Raw genomic sequence first — 19,113 nt, forward strand, 5'->3', positions numbered from 1 at the left:
GTGATGGGGGTGGGGACCTGTCTGCTGGCTCCGGTGAGGGCCGGCCGTGCCCGTCAGCCCGACGACCTGGGTCGCGGGGCGGAGCGTGCCGTCCCGGGCGATGGGCAGGACGGCAAGGGTGCCGGTGGCGTAGTTGGCGACGAGCAGCCGGCTGTTGTCGGGGGCGAGAGCGAGATGGACGGGGTTGGTGCCCTGGCTGGACTGGCTGTTCAGCGGGGTGAGCCGTCCGGTCCGCCGGCTGACGGCATAGGCGCTGACCTGGTCGCGGTCGCCATGGACGGCGTAGAGGAAGGACTGGGTCCGGTCCAGCGCGAGGAAGGACGGGTTGTCGGCCGTGGGAATGGTTTCCAGCAACTGCCATCGCCCGGGCCCGTCGACGCGGAACACCGCGATGCCTTTCCCCTGGCCGTTGCGTTCCGCCGTGGTGTAACACCCCACGTAGGCGAACCGCGCATGCGTCCGTCCGGCAGTCGGCACCCGCTCGGTGGCCCGGGCCTCCCCGACGGACAGGGCAAGAGCGGCGCCGGTGCCCAGAGCGAGGGCGCTGCGGCGGGAAGCCTGTTGTGCTCTCATGACATCTCTTTCTGCCGCGGGCCGGTCAGAGCGGGAAGGCGAAGGTCAGGCCGCCGACGAGGAGCATGATCAGTCCGACGCAGACCGCGCGCCAGATCGTCTTGCGGTGGTGGTCGCCGAGTTCGACCTTGGCCAGTCCCACCAGCAGCAGGAACGAGGCGACGATCGGACTGGACTGGTGCAGGGGCTGGCCGATGAGGGAGGCCCGGGCCATCTCCACGGAGGAGATGCCGAAATGACCCGCGGTCTCGTTCAGGATCGGCAGCATGCCGAAGTAGAAGGCGTCATTGCTGGTGAAGAAGGTCATCGGGATCGAGAGCAGACCGGTGATGACAGGGAAGTGCCCGCCCAGGGATTCGGGGATGATGCCCACCAGCCAGGCGGCCATCGCCTCCACCATGCCGCTGCCGCTGAGGACCCCGGTCAGGACGGTCGCGGCGAAGACCATGCCGACCACGTTGACGACGCTGGAGGCGTGAGCCTCCAACTGCTCGCGCTGTTGGGCGACATGCGGGAAGTTCAGGACCAGGGCGATCGCCACCCCGAGGAAGAAGATGACCGCCGGTTCGATGGTTCCCTCGACCAGCAGGGTCATCACCGTGAGCGTCAGCAGCAGGTTGGGCCACAGCAGCTTCGGCCGGGCCTTGGGCCGGTTGATCCGGCCGTCGGACGTGATCAGTTCCGCTGCGTCGTTCGGCTCGGCCGTCGACGGTGCGGGCGTGTCCTCTCGGTGGTCGCCACTCCGACCAGCAGCGTCGGAGGCATCCGCGGCCGACGTACCGGCTGATGCGCCGGCCAGGGCGGGCTGGGCGGCGGGAACTGTGGCCCAGCCCGTTCCGGCTTTCTTGCGCAGCACGCCTTCACGCAGGTCGACCAGGCCGAGACGGCGCCGCTCGCTGCGGCCGAGGAAGTAGGCGAAGACCATGGTCGCGACAAGGCCAGCGGCGATCGCGGGAATCATCGGTACGAAGATGTCGATGGGAGACACCTTCAGGGCAGCCGCGGCACGGGCAGTGGACCCGCCCCATGGCACGGTGTTGAGGGTGCCGTTGGCGGTGGCCGTGACGCAGGTCAGCACCACCGGGCTCATGCCCAGGCGAAGGTAGATCGGCAGGAACGCGGACGTCACGATGATGAACGTGGTGGATCCGTCGCCGTCCAGGGACACGATCGCCGACAGGAGTGCTGTGCCGATCACGATCTTGACGGGATCATGCTGCACCATCCGCAGCAGGGCACGTATGAGGGGGTCGAAGAGACCCACGTCGATCATGATGCCGAAAAAGGTGATGGCGAAGAACAGCAGTGCCGCGGTGGGGGCGACGTCCTCGATGGAGCCGGTGATGTCCTCGGCGAGACCGAGCCCTCCTCCGGCGATCAGGCCGAAAACGATGGGTACGAGGACGAGCGCCGCGATGGGGACGACACGCTTGCTCATGATCAGGTAGAGGAACGTCGCGACCATCGCGAATCCCAGGATGACCAGCATGGTCATCTCCTCTCTATGCAGCCGTAACATGGCCTGTATACATCTTTGGATTCAGTGGTGTATAGAGCTTGGTAGACAGCATTTGCCGCAGGATGCCGACGGGCGGTGCCCGTGCCCCAGTGGGCCGAAGATCGACTCCTTGGGTCGCGAAGGCCGGCGGCGGTGCCACCGGCGCCCGAAGGGGATGTCGCACGCCGAGCTGTGGAGTCGGCCGGGGTAGGCGGTGTGCTGCTCTCGGACGCGCGGCGGCAGCAGGGGCCCGTGGCGTGGGCTGCCGAAGGTGGGCGGTCGGCACGGGATGAGGAGGTTGCCCCTTGGGTAACCAGTCAACCGGTCAACCAGTGAATCGGATGGGTAGACAACTGGAGTTCGGCCATCACGTCAATACCGGGATGAGGATCCGATGGCTGAGCTCGCCAGGATCATGGTCGAGTGAATGTCGGGGATTGACCGGCCCCTCGTGCAGAAGGCGATCAAGTCGCGCAGCTTCCCTGGCCTGTTGTGGATCCGGTAGTCCGGGGACGTATTTCCGTCAGGCCGAACGGGCCGATGGCAGGGCGGCGTCGAGCTGCTGCTCGCAGGCACGCGACCATGCGGGAGTGCCTCCGGTGGCGACTTTCCCGGAGCGGAGCAAGGAGATAAAGGTTGACCGGTTGACCGGTTGCTCTTAAAGTGGCGATCGTGGCCACGCCACCAGCGTTGCCGCACCCACCCCGGGGAGCCCGCTGCCGCACAGCGCCTCCGCGTCGCCAGAGCGGGCCCGCGGCCGGGACCCTGCGTCCCAGCCTTCCGGAAGAGGTGCCATGCTCCCGTGATCGAACCTCAACCCCTGGTCGCCCTGATCCACGCCGTGCCTGCGGCGGGCCGCATCGCCGAGCTGGCCTTCGCGCGAGAGTTTCGTCAGGCCACGCTGTGGAACCTGCTCGACGACCGTCTCCTGGACGACGCTCGCCATGTCGGGGGACTCAACCACGCGCTGCGTCGGCGCATGCTCGGCCTGATCGGACATGCGGTGGACGGTGGCGCCCATGGACTGCTGTTGACCTGCTCCTCCTACGGAGAGGTCGTCGACACCGCCCGCACCCTGTGGAACATCCCTCTCCTGAAGTCCGACGAGGCGATGTTCACGGCTGCCCTGACCGGCCCCTACCGGCGCGTGGTCGTCGCCGCCTCCGCTCCGCCCGCCGTCCCCGCCGCCGTGACCCAACTCGAGGCTCTCATTCCAAGAGTCCGTCCCGACCGTGCGGTCGAGGTCGTCACAGCGCTCAGCGAGGACGCCGCCCGCGCGGACTCCCCGGAGACCACGGCCCGTCACCTGGCCGATGCGCTGCGGTTCGCGGGAGGGCCACCTGCCGACGTGGTGCTGCTGGCGCAGTACTCCCTGGCACCGGCCCGCGAGGCCCTGGCCGCGCTGTTGGAGGTCCCGGTCCTGGACGGCGCGGGGGCCGCCGCCCGCCGGCTGAGCGAACTGCTCGCCCCCACCACGGCCGGGCCGGTCACCGCGGCGGTCGCTCCATGACCCCTCGACCTTCCCGGGCCATGGGCCGCACCGTCCTCGGCGACGACTGCCGTACGCCGATGCCGCTCGGTTTCGTCGTGTCCCCGGCCGAAGCTGTCCTGTGGCCCGTCTCGCTGGCGGCTTCGGTGTGTCTCCCACCCTCGGCCGGGCATGCGGCACCGTTCTGCCCGGCTGGAGAACCTGCGGCGTGTCCGGGGCGTACATGCCGGGCAGCCCTGGGCCGACGAAGCATCGACTCACGGCAGCCGGCGCCCACCACGTCGATGCCGAGAGGCTCGGCACTTTCGGGTGGCATCCGAGCACGCCGACGTCGCCGGCCGCCCGCACCCACTACCCGACATGCCTTACTCTCGGCGCCCCCGCCTGCCGTCCCCGCCGTCGGTACGGAAGGCGAAGGTCTTGGTGCTCACGGTGCGGGTTCCCTCGGAAAGCAGGTGGCGCCGTGGGAGTAGCCGAGTGGTTCGTCCGGCCGGTTGACGCGGCCCCGCGATCACCGGCCAGGGCTCCCCGGAGCCGCACGAAGAATGCGCGCTCCACCCCTATGGCCACCTGCGCAGGCGTTTGCGAACCGCCGCACCGCCAGGGCCTTCCCCTCGTGAAGGCCCTGTGTGACTGCACCGCCCGCGACACCTTCACCACACCGGTGAGTTCGTGCCCGTCCGCGACCCGGCGACGGTCACGGCATGACATCGCCGGTCAGAGCAACGCCAACCTGTCGCCGAGGTGATTGCCGCGGGCACCTCCGCACGCGACCTCGGATGCTCCGTCACCACCACGTTCACCGACGCCGTCACCATCGACATCGCCGGACCGCCGGCGCCGACCGACACGCCTGCACAGGCACACCCGCGCGAGAGACTGACCATGCCCCTTCGTTTCGGCTGCATAGCCGACGACTTCACCGGCGGAACCGATGTCGCCGCGGCCTTCCGGCGCGCGGGCCTGCGCACCGCCCTGGTCTTCGGCACCCCGGACGCCACCACCGTGCCGCCCACCGACTGCGACGCTGTCGTCGTCGCCCTGAAATCCCGCTCCACGCCCGCCGACGAGGCGGTCGCCGACTCCCTGGCCGCCCAGCGATGGCTGCGGGACAGGGGCGCGGCCCAGCTCTACTTCAAGTACTGCTCCACCTTCGACTCCACACCACGAGGGAACATCGGTCCGGTCACAGATGCGCTCATGGACGCCACGACGGCCCCGATCACCCTGCACTGCCCGGCCTCCCCGGCCAACGGCCGCACCGTCTACCAGGGACATCTGTTCGTCCACGACCAGCTGCTGTCCGACTCGCCGCTGCGCCACCACCCCCTCAACCCCATGACGGACGCCTCCCTCGTACGTCTGCTCTCCGCGCAGACCCGCCATCCGGTGGCACTGCTCGACCGCTCCACCACGGACCAGGGCGTCGAGGCTGTCCGTGACGCCGTCGAGGCCCACCGGAGGGCCGGTGTCCGCCACGTCATCGCCGACGCCCTGACCGACGACGACCTCGCCGTTCTGGGAGCCGCGGCCCTCGAACTCCCCGTCGTCGGGGGCGCCGCGGGTCTGGCCGAGGGACTCGGACGCGCCCACCCCGCGACCGGACCGGCCACGGCGGGGCCGCCCCCGCCCCAGGGGCGTGCCGCCGTGCTGGCCGGCAGTTGCTCGGCCCGCACCCTGGAACAGATCGCCCGGTTCCACGCCGCCGGTCTGCCCTGTTTTCGTCTCGACGTCCTTGGCGCCGCCGCCGGCCACGACGTCATCGGCTCGACGCTGCACTGGTACCGCGATCAGAGCCCAGACCTGCCCGTCCTCATCCACGCCTCCGTCTCCGTGGAAGAACTCGCCGCCGTCCAGAACCAGCTGGGTGTGGACGAGGCCGCCGCCCAGGTCGAGGGAATGCTGGGCACCCTCGCCTCTCGTCTCGTCGAGGGCGGTGTACGCCGACTCATCGTCGCCGGCGGCGAAACCTCCGGCGCTGTCACCACGGCCCTTGGCATCCGCGCCGTGCTGGTCGGGGAAGAAGTCGACTCCGGTGTGCCCTGGACGCACACCACCACGAAGGCCGGCGATCTCGCCCTCATGCTCAAGTCCGGCAACTTCGGCGCCCCCGACCTCTTCACCCGCACACTCACCGGCGCATCCCAGGAGACGACATGACTGCCCCTCTCGACGATACGACTGCTCGCGTACTCCTCGTACGAACCGCCCGCTCCCTGTTCACACGTGGTCTCACCCACGGGTCCACCGGCAACCTGTCTCTCCGTCTGGGAGACGGGGGCCTCCTGCTCACCCCCACCGGATCGAGTCTTGGAGCGGTGCAAGAGGCCGACCTGTCGCGCACCGACCTGGCAGGCCGCCACCTCGACGGACTCAAGCCGACCAAAGAGGCTTTCCTGCACGCTGCCTTCTACCGGGCTCGGCCGGACGCGCGGGCGGTCGTCCACCTGCATTCCACCCACGCAGTCGCCGTCTCCTGCCTGGACGGCCTCGACCCCGCGAACGCCTTGCCGCCGTTGACCGCCTACTACGCCATGCGCGTGGGCACCCTGCCGCTGCTGCCCTACCACGCCCCCGGCGACAGCGCCCTGGAACCGCTCGCCGAGCAGACGGCTCGTTCTCACCACGCGGTCCTCCTCGCCAACCACGGTCCCGTGGTCGCCGCCGCCACCCTGGAGCAGGCCACGGACGCGATCGAGGAACTGGAGGAAACGGCCAAGCTGTACCTCCTGCTCAGGGGACACATCACGCGTCCCCTGACTCCTGAGCAGGCCGCCGTACTCGTACCCACGTCCCCCTGACCGCCGCGAGGGAAGGCGAACGGCACGCGTGTTTCACGGGTTCGGCCGGAACACGGTCGTGGGAAGAGTGCCCGCTCCGGCCTGAGGGATGGAGCGCAACGGTATTCAGCCGGCTGTCTGGGAGGGCTTCGGGGCGTCCAGTCGCGTGGCGACCTTCTTGATGTGACGGCGCATGGCCGCGCCGGCGGCGGCTGCGTCCTGGTCACGGATGGCGACATACACGGCTTCGTGCTCCTGGTACTTGGCCGCAGTGCCGCCATCGGCGGCCTGGTTCTGCTTGATCCACGTTCCGAGCAGGGAACGCAGTCGCAACAGATAGTCGGCCAGGGCTCCGTTGTGTGAGGCGCGCGCCACGGCGAAGTGGAACTGCATGTCGTGCTCGACCCACTCTTCGGGCGAGTTCATGCTGTTCTTCAGACCCCTCAGATGCCGTTCGATGGCGGCCAAGTCGTCTTCTGTGCGGCGTGCTGCCGCGAACTCGGCGACGGAGACCTCGATCACCGAACGCGCCTCGATCATTTCGGACGTTCTGTGGTCGCTCAGCATCAGGCCCCACTCGATCACCTGTGGCAGCAGGTCCGAGCTGGGGTTGCGGACATACGTTCCGTCGCCCTGGCGAATCTCCAGCAGCCCGAGGAGGCTCAGGGATTTCAACGCCTCTCGTACGGAGGACCGTCCGACACCGAAGATCTCCACCAGTTCCCGCTCGGCCGGCAGCTTCTGCCCCACCTGAGCCTGTCCGGACTCCAGGAGGTAGCTCAGGAGCTGCCGTGTGACCTGAAGTGCGGGAGCGTCCCTCTGCACACGCTCCACTCGGGTCAGGCCAGCGGTCATGCCGAATCCTCTCGCGGGGGTCCGGCTCCGTGGAGCCAGACATCAACCTGTCCTCCACACTGTATCCCCGCGGCAGGCCGACCAGTATGGCGAGTACGGCATGGGTACGCCGCCGCCGTGTGAGGCCGGCTTTCCGAACGTCAGCCTGACGAGGGCGTCGTCTGCCGCGAGAAGTGATGTGCTGTACCGAACGTGTTGCTGTGCCCGCCCTCGACGATGAGGTGAGGCATCTGTTCACGCCAGCGCGCGTAGTGCTCGGAGCCACGATGGTCTTCGTAGAAGGCCTGCTCGTCCTGGTACACCTCGTACAGGAGGAACCGGTTGTCGGCGTCGTGCTGCTCGACGACGTCGAACCTCAGGCAACCGGGCTCGTCCCGCAGGGAGGCCTCTGCGTTGGCTGTCATCACTCGGAGGAATTCTTCCCGTTTACCGGGCTGGACGTGAAGCGAAACGATGAGGGCGAACAAGGTCCTGTCTCCTGTGGAAGTGGTTCTCGGCGCTGGTACTACTCCGAGGCGAGGCGGGCGCAGAGCTCCCGTGTGTATTCGACGGTCGACGCGCTGCCGCCCAGATCCGCTGTGACGATCTTGCTCTCACCCAGTACCTCGTCCACGACTTCCTCGATCCGGCGGGCGGCGGACTCGAAAGCGCTGTTTCCCGACCGTCCGCTCCACCAGCGAAGCAGCAGCGCGCTGGAGAGGATCAGGCTGGTGGGGTTCGCGATTCCACGCCCTGCGATGTCGGGCGCGGAACCGTGGCCGGCGTTGGCGGCCGCGTAGTCGTCGCCCAGGTTGAGCGACGCCGAGAGGCCGAGTCCGCCGGAGAGTGCCGCCGTCAGGTTCGACAGGATGTCGCCGAACATGTTGGTGGTGAGAATGACGTCGAAGTCGGCGGGGTGGGTGTACACGGCCGCGACCATCGCGTCCATGTCGATCTCGCGCAGTTCCACATCGGGGTAGTCCGCGGCGACAGCCCTCACCTGATCCATGAACAGGCCGTCGGTCACCTGTAGGACGTGACGCTTGCCGACCATAGTGACGTGACAGCGTCGCTGACGTGCTCGCTCGAAGGCCACCCTGGCGATGCGCCGTGAAGCGCGAGCCGTGATCACACGCACGGACATCGCCACGTCGTCGGTGGGCATGAACTCCCCGTAGCCCTTGTGGAGACTGCGGTCGGCGTAGAAGCCCTCCGTGTTCTCCCGGACGATCACGCAGTCGAGGCCGGGCCGGGCGTCGCTGACGCCGCCGCGTGAGCGGGCGGGACGGACGTTCGCGTAGAGCTCGAAGCGCTTGCGCACGGTGCCGGGAACATTGACACCGCCCTGATCGAGAGGCGGGTACTCGGTCATGCCGGCCGGGCCGAGCACCATTCCGTCTGCCTCGCGCGCGGCCCGGAGGACGCTCTCGGGCAAGGTCGTCCCCGTAGCCCGGTGCGAAGCCACGCCCACCTCGTGCTCGTCGTACGCAAGCCCCAGGTGGAACCGCTGATCTGCGGTGTCGAGCACTTCCAGGGTCGCCGACGTGATCTCGGGGCCGATGTCGTCGCCGGGCAGTACTGCCAGCTTCATGGCGCCTCCTCGCGTATGCCACTTATCAACCTGTCAACCAATCCGCTCACCATCTCTAGCACAGATCGAACCCGGCGCACAGAAGTCCGGCCATCAGGAACCCGGCGAACCGCCTCGGCAGGCAAAGATCCCGCAGGGCTGTACTCCATTGCACTCATTCATGTATACAGAAATGGATACATTTCTTGGAGAGTGAGGCCCGCCCGATGCCGCATACCGTCCGAGCAGCGGACTTGCTGCGATTCGCTTCCGCTGCCACCCAAGCGCACGGAGTGCCGTCCGGCGACGCGCGGCTGCTCGCCGACACCCTCGTGACGGCCGAGCTGTGGGGGCACGCCTCCCACGGCATGCTGCGCCTGCCCTGGTACCTGGACCGCGTCAGCTCAGGTGCCACCGCGGCCGTCGCCGCCCCGGAAGTGGTCAGCGACACCGGAGCCGTCATGGTCATCGACGGCAACGACGGCCTGGGGCAGGTCCTGACCGACCGGGCGGTGCGCGAGGGCGTCGAACGCGCCCGCGCGCACGGGATCAGCGCGGTCGCGGTACGCAACTCCGGCCACTTCGGCACGGCCGCCTACTTCACCCGTAAGGCCGCCGAACTCGGCTGTGTCGCGATCCTGGCCACCAACGCGAGCCCGGCGATGGCCCCTTGGGGCGGCCGGGAGAAGCGGGTCGGCACCAACCCGTGGTCGATCGCCGCACCCTCGGGCCGGCACGGCATCGCGGTGATGGACATCGCCAACACCGCCGTGGCCCGCGGAAAGATCTACCACGCCAAGGAGCGGGGCGAGCCCATCCCCGAAGGATGGGCCGCGGACGCCGACGGAGTGCCGACCACCGACCCCAAGCGCGCGATCGAGGGCCTCATCCTGCCGATGGCCGGCCACAAGGGCTATGCCATCTCCTTCATGTTCGACGTGCTGGCCGGGGTGCTCACCGGCAGCGCCTTCGGCTCCGGCGTCGTGGGCCCCTACCAGCCCACCGGCCGCAGCGGCGTCGGCCACCTGCTGCTGTGCATCGACATCCGCGCCATGGCCGACCCGGCCGAGTTCGAGCAGCGCATGGACGCGCTGATCGAGGAGACGAAGTCCACCCCGGCCGCGCCCGGCGCGGGCGAGATCTTCGTCCCGGGCGAGCCGGAGATCCGCACCGCCGAACGACTCCAACGCGAAGGCATCACCGTCGTCGACGACACCTGGGCCTCCCTGGCCCGTATCGCCCAGGCCACGGGCGTACCCCTGCCCGCCACGCACGCCGAGCCCACCAACCCGCAGGAGATTCCCGCATGATCGCGCTGACCGTGTCCCTCCAGGTCGTCCCCGGAACCCGCGACGACTTCCTGGCCGCCATCGAGGAGAACGCCGAGCGTTCCTTCACCGACGAGCCGGGCTGCCGCTACTTCGACGTGGTGTGCGACATCGAGGACGACCACCACTTCGTCTTCCACGAGATCTACGACGACGAAGCCGCCGTCGAAGCCCACCGCTCCGCACCCCACTTCAAGGTCTGGCGGGAAGCGGCAGCCAAGTACGTGGTGCCCGGAAGCCAGGTCAACACCCTCTCCCGTCGTCTGTTCCACCACTCCTGACCGCAGAACGGAGCCGTTCCGATGTGCACCCAGCCCGCTGAGCCGAACCTGCTCATCCACCCGGACCAGGTCGAACGATTCGACCGTGGTGGCGGTGTGGCCACCATCCCCTACGTCGGCAAGTGGAACTCCGAGAAGGCCGTCATCACCACCGGCCAGACCGTGTTCCAGCCCGGCACCGGCCTGCCCCTGCACAGCCACAACGTCGAGGAGTCCGTCCTGATCCTCGAAGGCGAGGCGACCGCCGAGATCGACGGCGAGTTCTTCGACCTCGAGGTCGGCCAGGCCACCTGGGTGCCGGCCGGTATCCCGCACCGCTTCTTCAACCGCGGCGGGGGTGTCATGCGCATCTACTGGGTCTACGGCGGCCGGGACGTCACCCGCACCATCACCGCCACCGGCGAGACCTTCGAGCACCTCTCCGCGAGCGACAAGGGGGGTGCGCCCACCGCATGAGCACCATCCAGACCTTCAACCCCGCCACCGGCCGGCCCCTCGCCTCCTACGAGGCATGGGACGCCGAGCGCGTCGAGACCGCGGTCCAGCGTGCCCACGCCGCCAGCCGCGCCTGGGCCCTGATCCCGGTCGCCGAACGCGCCGCGCGCGTGGCCCGCCTCGGTCAGGTCCTGCGCGCCCACGCCGACCAACTGGCCGACCTGGCCGTACAGGAGATGGGCAAACCCCGGGCCGAGGCGCTGGGGGAGGTGAGCAAGTCGGCGCTGACCGCCGACTACTACGCCCACAAAGGCCCCGACATCCTCGCCGACGTCCGCGTCCCCGTGGACGGCGCCGAGGCCTGGGTCGCCTACGAGCCGGCAGGCCTGGTCCTGGCCGTGATGCCCTGGAACTTCCCGGTCTGGCAGGTCATGCGCTTCGCGCTGCCCTCGCTGGTGGCGGGCAACGGCATCCTCCTCAAGCACGCCTCCAACGTCACCGGCAGCGCGCTCGCCCTCCAGGAACTGTGCACGCAGGCAGGCCTGCCCGACCACCTCGTGACCGCCCTGCTGCTCGCGGACGAGGACGTGCCCGACACCACCGCCCGCCTGATCGAGGACGACCGGATCGCCGCGGTCACGCTCACCGGAAGCAACCGGGCTGGGGCTGCCGTGGGATCCGCCGCCGGACGTGCCGCCAAGAAGTCCGTCCTCGAACTCGGCGGATCCGACGCCTTCGTGGTCCTCGCGGACGCCGACATCGAGGCCGCCGCCTCCGCCGCGGTCAAGGCCCGCTTCACCAACTCCGGCCAGAGCTGTGTGTGCGCCAAGCGATTCATCGTCCACCAGGACGTGGCCGACGCCTTCACGGCGGCCTTCGTGCGGGGCGTGCAGGCCCTGAAGGTCGGCGACCCGAGTCACCCGGACACCCAGGTCGGACCGCTGGCGCGCGACGACCTGCGCGGGGCGGTGGAGCGACAGGTCGAGGAGTCCGTCGCCGCCGGTGCCCAGCTGCTGACCGGCGGCAAGCCGCTTCCGGGCGAAGGCTACTTCTTCCAGCCGACGGTCCTGGCCGGCACCGGGCCGGGCATGGCCGCCTTCGACGAGGAGACCTTCGGGCCGCTGGCCGCGATCGCCGTCGCGGCGGACGACGACGAAGCGGTGCGCCTGGCCAACGCCACCAGCTTCGGCCTGGGCCTGAGCGTGTGGACCGCCCGGCCTCCCCGCGGCATCGAGCTGGCGCGCCGCATCACCAGCGGCGCCGCGTTCGTCAACGCCATCGTCGCCTCCGACCCGCGCCTGCCCTTCGGCGGCACCAAGCGCAGCGGCTACGGACGCGAACTGGCCGCCGCCGGCATCCGCGAGTTCACCAACACCCGCACCTACTGGGTCGGCCGCTGATCTCCGCGTACCGCAGGGGCTTTACGGTCCCGTCTGCTTCGCACCGGCAGACGGGACCGCCGCACGCAAGGACCGGACCGTTCCGGCGGACGAACGCGAGACCGTCCTGCGGCACATCCTCGACCACGGCCACACCCTGGCCCACGCATCGGGGACCGGGTCCGGCTTCCACCTCCGTCATGGCGAGGCGGTGGCCATCGACGCGCTCACCGCTCTGACGCGGCTCGACAAGGAGGCCACGGACACTACTCCGGCCGGCGCAGTGGCGCGGTGGCCTCGCGCAGCGTTCGGCGCAGCCACCGCGCGGCGGCGTCCTGGTCGGCTCGCGGGTTCCATACCTCGTCGATGCACAGGTTGGTGGTGGCGATCGGCAGCGGTTCGATCCGTAGGGGGAGGTGGGCGGCCAGCCGGCGGGCGAGTCGCTCCTGCAGGATGCCGACCATGCGGGTGTCGAGCAGCAGCATCGGGGCCAGCAGGAAGTCCGAGTACTGCACACGTACTTGTCGGCGCACCCCGTTGGCCTCCAGCGTCCGTTCCGGGAGGACGCGTGCCGGTCCGTCCTCGAACACCGCGCAGGGGAGGTCACCGATCGCATCGAGTGTGAACCGGTCCGGCACATCGGTCCGGCGGGCGTCGGCGACCAGTACCCACCGGTCCGTGTACAGATGCCTGCGCGTGTGTGCGGTCGGAAGGACGTCGGGGACCAGCACCACGTCGACGTCCACCGACCGGAGCAGCTCGTCGGGCGATCCGGTGTAGTTCGACAGCAGCCGGAGCCGGGCGTGCGGAGCACGGTGCGAGAGCAGCTCCATCAGCCGCGGACCGACGACGGTCAGTGTGGAGTTCGCCCCCGCGACCGTGAACGTGCGGCATGTGGTCGCGGGGTCGAAGACCGCGGGATCCAGGACGGTGCCCCGGACCTTGGTGAGGATGTCGTCCAGCGGCGCCTGCAACGAGAGCGCCCGTGGCGTCAGCTCATAGCCTCGGCCCACCCGATGGAGCAACTCGTCGCCGAACAACCGTCGGCAGCGCGCCAGGGCATGGCTGGTGGCGGGCTGGGAGAGCCCGAGCCGCCGGGCCGCGCCCGTGATCGACCGTTCGCGCAGCAGGGCCTGCAGGGGGACCAACAGGTTCAGGTTCACGTCGACCAGATCCATCCGCGACAACCTCCCTCACATTCGCGGGTACTCGCGGGTATTCGCGGCAGGAATAGCCGTCATGCGAAACATTCCGTTGTCCGCGGCCCGGACACCGCATAGCGTCGATGTCAGCCGTGGGGCGGGCACGAGCGGACGACGGCCTTGGCGAGGGACGCCATCGACGTCATGCCCGGGAGGCACGGACATGTGCCCGTGCCGGGAACATCCGGGTCGTCGACGCGTTCACGAGCGCGACCGGGTCACGTGTCAGCACGGCTCGAAGAGTGCCGGTTCCCCGGTCGCTCCACGGCGCCGACGGCGATCCCCATCCCAAGGAGAAGAAGATGACGATCCCCGCTCCGGCCGTCCCCACCGCGCAGGAGACCCTCGGACGGATCCGCGACATCCTTCCGGTCATCGCCGAACACACCGCGGCGGCCGAGCGGGATCGCACCCTGCAACCGGCGGCCGTGCGCGCGATGGTCGAAGCCGGAATGGCCCGGCTGCTGGTGCCGCGGTCGCACGGCGGACACGAACACGACCTGACGACCTGGTTCGAGGCAACCCGCCTGATCGGACAGGTCGACGCGTCCCACGCATGGTGCGCGTCCCTGTTGGGGTCGCAGGCGCACGACATCAGCCACTTCCCGCCCGAGGCCCAGCAGGACGTCTGGGGCGACCACCCGGACGCACTGATCGCGGGAGCCCACTTCCCCAGGGGTCAGGTCACCCCCGCTCCCGGTGGGTACCGACTCTCCGGCAGTGCGTCCTGGATGAGTGGGATCGGGCATGCGACCTGGGCCACCTTCGGCGCCCTGCTCCCGGGGGAGACAAGGGTCTGGGCCATGTTGCTCGTGCCGGCCACCGACTTCACCATCGAGCAGACCTGGGACATGGTCGCGATGCGCGGCACCGGCAGCAACACCGGTGTCACCGACGACGTCTTCGTCCCGCATCATCGCGTGCTGACCATGACCGATCTGCTGGAGGGCGTCACCGAGGGCAGCCTCCAGCACGCCGCACCGCACTACCGCAGCCCCTATGTCACCTATGCCCCGGCGACCTTCCTTGGCCCGATGCTCGGTGCGGCGCAGGGAGCGTTGGAGGCGTTCCGGGAACACGCCATGGCGCAGGGGGGCAGGGTCGCAGGCTTCGAGAGCGTGCAGAACCGGTTCGCCCGCGCCGCCGCGGATCTCGACACCGCCGAACTGCTCTGCAGGCGCTGCCTGACGATCGCCGAGTCGGACGGCCCGTTCGACCTGGAGTCGCGGGCCCGGTGCGCCCGGGACTTCAGCCGGGCGGGCCAGTTGATCGTGGACGCCGTCGACTCCCTCATGAAGATGTCCGGATCCGGTGGCTTCGCCGAGAAGCGGTCGATCCAGAGGGTCTGGCGGGACGTACATCTGGCCTCGTCGCACGTGGCTCTGAACAGCGACCTCACCTTCGCGCACTGGGGGCGGCTGCGGCTCGGGCTGGAGCGGCCGGCCTCGCACGGCTTCTACTAGGCCACGCTCGGGTTCCCGTCCCGGCGCCGGTCGCGGGCGGTTCACCCCGGGTCTCCGGGACGCTCCGAGCCGGCCAGCCAGGCGGCGCCCTCCGTGTAGAGCCGTTCGACCGCCTCGCCTACCAGGCCCGGCAGGCCGGGCTTCACCGTGAACCCGGCCTTCGTCTGTACGTACCCGAGGTGGCGGTACCCGGCGGGGAACCGGGCGAGCAGTTCGGGGTCGAGCTTGAGGGAGGCGGCGGGGTCGACGACGTCGAGGCGGTCCTTCTCGTAGATGGGTTGCCTGCGGACGATCGTCCACTCGCCGTCGTCCCGGGAGAGGAAGTCGTAGAACCGGCCGGTGCACACCACGTCCACCGGTACACCGTCGACGTCCGCGCGCTGACTGATCGTCATCTTCGTCTGCGCGACCGCGCGTTCACCCACCACGTCCGAGGTGTGGCCGCCCAGGAAGTGCAGGATGCTGACGCCGTTGTCGAAGCCCTGTTTGCTGGCGGCTATGAACTCCGCGGCGGGGGCCTGCAACCAGGTGGCGCTCATCCATCCGTCCGGGTGCCAGACGGTGGCGAACCGTTCCCAGTCGCCGGCGTCCCGCCACAGCGCCCAGTTCTCCACCAGCTGCCTGATCTTCGCCTGATCCGCGTTCATTCCAGCTCTACCTCTCTCTTTCTCGTGACCGATGCGATCGACGGCGCGTCCCGACCGCCGGGGTCGGGCGCCTGTCTGTCCAGCGGCATGTTCTTCGGACCGGCTCAGCCGCCCATGGCGGCCACCGTCGCCGGATCCGCACCCCGCGACGCGGCTCGCAGCAGTCGCCGTAGGTTCTGGGCGGTCACACGGCGCGGGTTGCCGGCCGGGACCACCTCCAGGATCGCGCGCACGGCGTCGTCGATGTGGGCCTCGTCGAACCCGTGGTCCCGCAGCGCCAGGGGCGCGTCCACCGCTCGTCGTAGCCGTCGCAGACCCTCCACGGCCGTGGGGGCGTCGAACGCCGTCGCCATTCGGCGCTCCGCCTCCGGCGCGGCGGGCGCGTTGAACGCCAGCACATAAGGCAGCACGACCGCGTGCGTCTGGGCGTGCGGGAGGTCGTATGCGCCCCCCAGCACATGGCAGATCTTGTGGTGCAGCCCCGAGCCCGCCGAGGAGAATGCCAAGGCCGCCAAGTAGGCGCCGTACAGCAGGTGTTCGCGGCCCGTGAGCCCGATCGGGTCGGTGACCACGGTCGGCAGGCCGGCGGCCAGCGCGCGGATGCCCTCCCCGGCCAGCGCCTGGGCGATCGGGTCGGTGCGGGGTGCCCAGAGGCTGTCCACACAGTGGGCGAGCGCGTTCAGGCCCGAGGCGACGCTCATCGCCACCGGCAACGAGAGGGTGAGCGTCGCGTCGTACACGACCGCGCGGGGCAGCACCCGGGGGTCGGCTCCCGTGGTCTTGCGTGCCCCCTCGGTCAGGCCCCAGACACTGGTGGCCTCCGACCCCGCATAGGTCGTGGGGACGGCCACGACGGGGAGCCCGGTGGTCAGGGCGACCGCCTTGGCGAGTCCGGTCGTCGAACCCCCGCCGACGCTCACCATGACGTCCACGTCGTGTGCGGCGGCCGCGGCACGGGCCCGTTCGGCAGTCGCGACGGGGACGTGCATCACCACGTCGTCGTGCCGGAGCACCACCGGCAGTCCGGCCGTCACCTGCGCGGCCAGATCGCTCTCGCCGGGCGCCGCGATGACCATCACCCGGGAGCCGCCGAGCCGTTCCACCTCGGCGAGCACCGATGCCGCCGCGTCGCCGGGAGCGAAACGGACGCGTTGGGGGAGGGTCTCATGCTCGAAGCGCATGGGTGTCCGCTCCAGGTGCGGGCAAGGCGTCCGACGGTGTGAGCACGATGTCGAAGCGGACGCGGGACCATGTCCGTCCGGACAGGTCGCGGCCGTCGGGGGTGGGGGTGTCCAGGGCCTGCGGTGCGAAACGCTTGACCAGGGACTCCTTGACACCGAACACGGCGTCGGAGTCCAGTAGTCGGTCGCCCTCCACGAAGATATGGGTGATCAGGGTGCGCATGTTGGGCGCGGTGACCATGAAGTGCAGGTGGGAGGCGCGCAGGGGTGAGCGCCCGGTCCCGCCGAGCAGGCGTCCCACCGGTCCGTCGTGGGGAATGGGGTACGGCGTCGGGGTGAGCCCCCAGAAGGTGAAGCCGCCCTGGTCGTCGGTGTACAGATGGGCCCGGCCGGCGAGGCGGCCGTCGTCGCGCTGCACGTCGTACAGCCCGTCCTCATCGGCTTCCCACACCTCCAGCCGGGCGCCGGGAACCGGGTCGCCGTCGGTGTCGGTGACGGTGCCCTCGACCCAGCAGGGCTCTCCCGGGGCGCCGAAGGCCATGTCGCCGCCCAGGGGGATCACGGGAGCACCGGCCACGAAGAACGGGCCGAGCACGGTTGCCTCGGTGACATGGCCGGCGGCTTCGTGGTTGACGTTGACGGTCTGCATGGAGGTTCCGAGGACATCGGAGAGCAGGATGAACTCCTGGCGGTGGTCGGTGGTGATGCGGCCGGCCGCGGTGAGGAAGTCGATGGCGTACTGCCACTCGGCCTCGGTCAGCCGGACCTCGCGGATGAAGGAGTGCAGATGCCGGGTCAGGGACCGCATCACCTCCTTCAGCCGAGGGTCCGGTGTGTCGTCGAAGGACGCGAGCACGGCTTGGACCAACTCGTCCTCGACGCGACGCTGCCGGTCCGACACCGGGGAATGGGCGGTGGTCATGCTGGGGCTTCTCCTGTCGTCGGCTCGTCGGCTCGTCGGCTCGTCGGCTCGTCGGCTCGTCGGCTCGTCGGCGTGGTTGTCGCGGAGAATCAGTCGCTGAACATGCCGGCCCAGACCTTCTCCAGCACGGGCCGGGGCAGCGCCTCGTACCGCTCGTGGATCCGGGCCGCGGCGTGTGCGGTGTCCCGGCCCAGCTGGTCGAGGTCGACGCCGGTCAGCCTGCCCGCGCGCTTCACGACCTCCCCCTCGACCAGCACGGTCTCGACGTCGGCCGGCGTCGTGTAGAACAGCAGCGCCGCCACCGGGTCGGGGTCCGGGCCGGCCCGCAGCAGGTCCGGGCGTACGACGATCACATCGCCCCGCTTGCCCGGGGTGAGGGTGCCCACCTCGGCGCCCAGCCCGACCGCTTCGGCGCCGACGCGGGTCGCCAGCTCCAACGCGCCGTACGTCGGCCATGGAGTCTCCGCCGCGGGCATGGGGTCCGCCGCGGCCAGGCTCGCGCGTTCCGACTGCAGCAGCAGATGGGCCTGGCGCAGGATGTCCGCGGCCGTGTAGCTGGACAGATCCATGCCCAGCGCGGCCGATCCGCCCATGGCGACGAAGCGGCGGGCCAGCAGCGGTCCGCTGCCCATGCCGCACTCGACGTCGGGGGTCGTGCACACGCCGATCCCCGCCCTCAGCAGCTCGGCGAGGTCGGCGTCGTCGAGTCCGTTGGCGTGCGTCAGCACGGTGTGGCCGTTCCACTCGTGGTGCCGGGCGAGCCAGCCCAGCCGTGACTTGTCCGGGTCGCCGTCCCGGATGGTCATGCTCCAGTGGCTGGTGACCAGCGCCGGGTCGAGCGCGGCGACCCGTTCCGCGAGGGGCTTCAGGGCCGGTACCGGAAGGAACGGCGCGGACTCGGGGAGCGCGATCCCCAGCCTCAGTCGGCCGTTCGGGTCGGAGAAGTACTCGGCCCGGACACGCCGTATGTTCTCGTCGTGCCACGCCCCGGGCTCACCGGTCAGTGCCGCCCGGATCTCGTCGGGGTCCGTGGGGGGTGTGACCTGGTAGTCGACGACGTTCTGCAGCGCGTAGCAGAAGTACCCGCCGACCCGGCTGTCGCGCAGGCCGCGGACCAGGGCGTCGGTCGTGTCTGGGTCGGTCTGGAGGTGGCTGTGGTCGACGACGGTGGTGATCCCGGCGGCCAGCGACTCCAGGCCGCCGACCAGGTTCGCGAGGTACGCGGCCTCGGCGTCGAAGCAGCCGGAGAACATGGACCGGGCTTCCACCATGTACTGGGGGAGGGTCCAGTCCGAGGCTGCCCCGCGCAGCAGCGACTGCCAGACGTGGCGGTGGCCGTCGACGAGACCGGGCAGGACGATCGCGCCCGCGGCGTCCAGGACTTCGCAGTCGGCGGTCTGTGTTTCGTCGATACGTTCGGCGACGGCGACGATCCGCCCGTCGCGGACCAGGACGTCCCCGGCGGGGAGGCTGCCGAGGGCGGGGTCCATGGTCAGGACGTGGCCGCCGCGGATGAGGGTGGACATGAGAA

The 19,113-nt window shown here is 69.9% G+C and carries 18 protein-coding genes and 1 pseudogene; 9 read left to right on the forward strand and 10 right to left on the reverse strand.

Annotation, left to right across the window (positions count from 1 at the left end):
* Both FNH08_RS02910 and FNH08_RS02915 read right to left on the reverse strand, forming a co-directional pair.
* Positions 1–573, reverse strand: a 573-nt coding sequence (locus tag FNH08_RS02910) for a lactonase family protein (protein WP_152769638.1), incomplete at its 3' end; no start/stop codon positions are given.
* Between the two features lie 25 nt (positions 574–598).
* Positions 599–2,062: a CitMHS family transporter gene (locus FNH08_RS02915; RefSeq protein ID WP_152769639.1), complete on the reverse strand. Its 1,464-nt coding sequence runs from the start codon at positions 2,060–2,062 to the stop codon at positions 599–601.
* An 811-nt stretch (positions 2,063–2,873) separates the two neighbouring features.
* Here FNH08_RS02915 and FNH08_RS02920 point away from each other — a divergent pair.
* From FNH08_RS02920 to otnC, 3 genes are all read left to right on the forward strand, one after another.
* A complete protein-coding gene (locus FNH08_RS02920; RefSeq protein WP_322723557.1) occupies positions 2,874–3,581 on the forward strand; it encodes an aspartate/glutamate racemase family protein in 708 nt (235 codons plus the stop codon).
* An 864-nt stretch (positions 3,582–4,445) separates the two neighbouring features.
* Positions 4,446–5,720, forward strand: coding sequence for a 3-oxo-tetronate kinase (otnK, locus tag FNH08_RS02925; RefSeq protein WP_152769680.1), 1,275 nt, complete (start codon positions 4,446–4,448; stop codon positions 5,718–5,720).
* Positions 5,717–6,361: a 3-oxo-tetronate 4-phosphate decarboxylase gene (gene otnC, locus FNH08_RS02930; RefSeq protein WP_152769640.1), complete on the forward strand. Its 645-nt coding sequence runs from the start codon at positions 5,717–5,719 to the stop codon at positions 6,359–6,361. The genes otnK and otnC overlap by 4 nt, the downstream gene beginning before the upstream one ends.
* A 105-nt stretch (positions 6,362–6,466) precedes the next feature.
* Here otnC and FNH08_RS02935 read toward each other — a convergent pair whose 3' ends face one another.
* The 3 genes from FNH08_RS02935 to FNH08_RS02945 all read right to left on the reverse strand — a co-directional run bounded on the left by FNH08_RS02935 (position 6,467) and on the right by FNH08_RS02945 (position 8,765).
* Positions 6,467–7,195: a FadR/GntR family transcriptional regulator gene (locus FNH08_RS02935; protein ID WP_152769641.1), complete on the reverse strand. Its 729-nt coding sequence runs from the start codon at positions 7,193–7,195 to the stop codon at positions 6,467–6,469.
* Positions 7,196–7,335: 140 nt separating this feature from the next.
* Positions 7,336–7,662, reverse strand: a complete 327-nt coding sequence (locus FNH08_RS02940) for a putative quinol monooxygenase (protein ID WP_152769642.1) — start codon at positions 7,660–7,662, stop codon at positions 7,336–7,338.
* A 38-nt stretch (positions 7,663–7,700) separates the two neighbouring features.
* Complete coding sequence (locus FNH08_RS02945) at positions 7,701–8,765, reverse strand: isocitrate/isopropylmalate dehydrogenase family protein (RefSeq protein WP_152769643.1); 1,065 nt, start codon at positions 8,763–8,765, stop codon at positions 7,701–7,703.
* 233 nt (positions 8,766–8,998) lie between these two features.
* Between FNH08_RS02945 and FNH08_RS02950 the strand changes: the two genes are divergently transcribed.
* From FNH08_RS02950 to FNH08_RS02970, 5 genes and pseudogenes are all read left to right on the forward strand, one after another.
* Entirely contained in the window at positions 8,999–10,054 is a 1,056-nt protein-coding gene (locus FNH08_RS02950) for an Ldh family oxidoreductase (protein ID WP_265579732.1), read from the forward strand.
* Positions 10,051–10,353, forward strand: a complete 303-nt coding sequence (locus tag FNH08_RS02955) for a putative quinol monooxygenase (RefSeq protein ID WP_152769645.1) — start codon at positions 10,051–10,053, stop codon at positions 10,351–10,353. Before FNH08_RS02950 ends, FNH08_RS02955 begins: the two co-directional genes overlap by 4 nt.
* Positions 10,354–10,374: 21 nt before the next feature.
* Positions 10,375–10,809: a cupin domain-containing protein gene (locus FNH08_RS02960; RefSeq protein WP_152769646.1), complete on the forward strand. Its 435-nt coding sequence runs from the start codon at positions 10,375–10,377 to the stop codon at positions 10,807–10,809.
* Positions 10,806–12,188 carry an aldehyde dehydrogenase family protein gene (locus FNH08_RS02965; protein WP_152769647.1) on the forward strand — a complete coding sequence of 461 codons (1,383 nt, stop codon included), beginning with the start codon at positions 10,806–10,808 and terminating at the stop codon, positions 12,186–12,188. Before FNH08_RS02960 ends, FNH08_RS02965 begins: the two co-directional genes overlap by 4 nt.
* 76 nt (positions 12,189–12,264) lie before the next feature.
* Positions 12,265–12,396 (forward strand): annotated as a pseudogene (locus FNH08_RS02970) (3-dehydroquinate synthase family protein); the annotation flags it as partial.
* 37 nt (positions 12,397–12,433) lie between these two features.
* Here FNH08_RS02970 and FNH08_RS02975 read toward each other — a convergent pair.
* Positions 12,434–13,345, reverse strand: coding sequence for a LysR family transcriptional regulator (locus tag FNH08_RS02975; protein ID WP_152769648.1), 912 nt, complete (start codon positions 13,343–13,345; stop codon positions 12,434–12,436).
* A 326-nt stretch (positions 13,346–13,671) separates the two neighbouring features.
* On the opposite strand from FNH08_RS02975, the gene FNH08_RS02980 reads away from it, so the two are divergent.
* Entirely contained in the window at positions 13,672–14,832 is a 1,161-nt protein-coding gene (locus FNH08_RS02980; RefSeq protein ID WP_194238342.1) for an acyl-CoA dehydrogenase family protein, read from the forward strand.
* 41 nt (positions 14,833–14,873) lie between these two features.
* Here FNH08_RS02980 and FNH08_RS02985 read toward each other — a convergent pair whose 3' ends face one another.
* The 4 genes from FNH08_RS02985 to FNH08_RS03000 all read right to left on the reverse strand — a co-directional run bounded on the left by FNH08_RS02985 (position 14,874) and on the right by FNH08_RS03000 (position 19,108).
* Positions 14,874–15,479, reverse strand: coding sequence for a nuclear transport factor 2 family protein (locus tag FNH08_RS02985; RefSeq protein WP_152769650.1), 606 nt, complete (start codon positions 15,477–15,479; stop codon positions 14,874–14,876).
* Positions 15,480–15,583: 104 nt separating this feature from the next.
* Positions 15,584–16,660, reverse strand: a complete 1,077-nt coding sequence (locus FNH08_RS02990; protein WP_152769651.1) for a maleylacetate reductase — start codon at positions 16,658–16,660, stop codon at positions 15,584–15,586.
* Positions 16,644–17,582 carry a dioxygenase family protein gene (locus FNH08_RS02995; RefSeq protein ID WP_152769652.1) on the reverse strand — a complete coding sequence of 313 codons (939 nt, stop codon included), beginning with the start codon at positions 17,580–17,582 and terminating at the stop codon, positions 16,644–16,646. Before FNH08_RS02995 ends, FNH08_RS02990 begins: the two co-directional genes overlap by 17 nt.
* An 89-nt stretch (positions 17,583–17,671) precedes the next feature.
* Positions 17,672–19,108 carry an amidohydrolase family protein gene (locus FNH08_RS03000; protein WP_152769653.1) on the reverse strand — a complete coding sequence of 479 codons (1,437 nt, stop codon included), beginning with the start codon at positions 19,106–19,108 and terminating at the stop codon, positions 17,672–17,674.
* Between the last annotated feature and the right edge of the window lie 5 nt (positions 19,109–19,113).

The sequence above is a fragment of the Streptomyces spongiae genome, from assembly GCF_009377185.1.
Lineage (GTDB): Bacteria > Actinomycetota > Actinomycetes > Streptomycetales > Streptomycetaceae > Streptomyces > Streptomyces spongiae.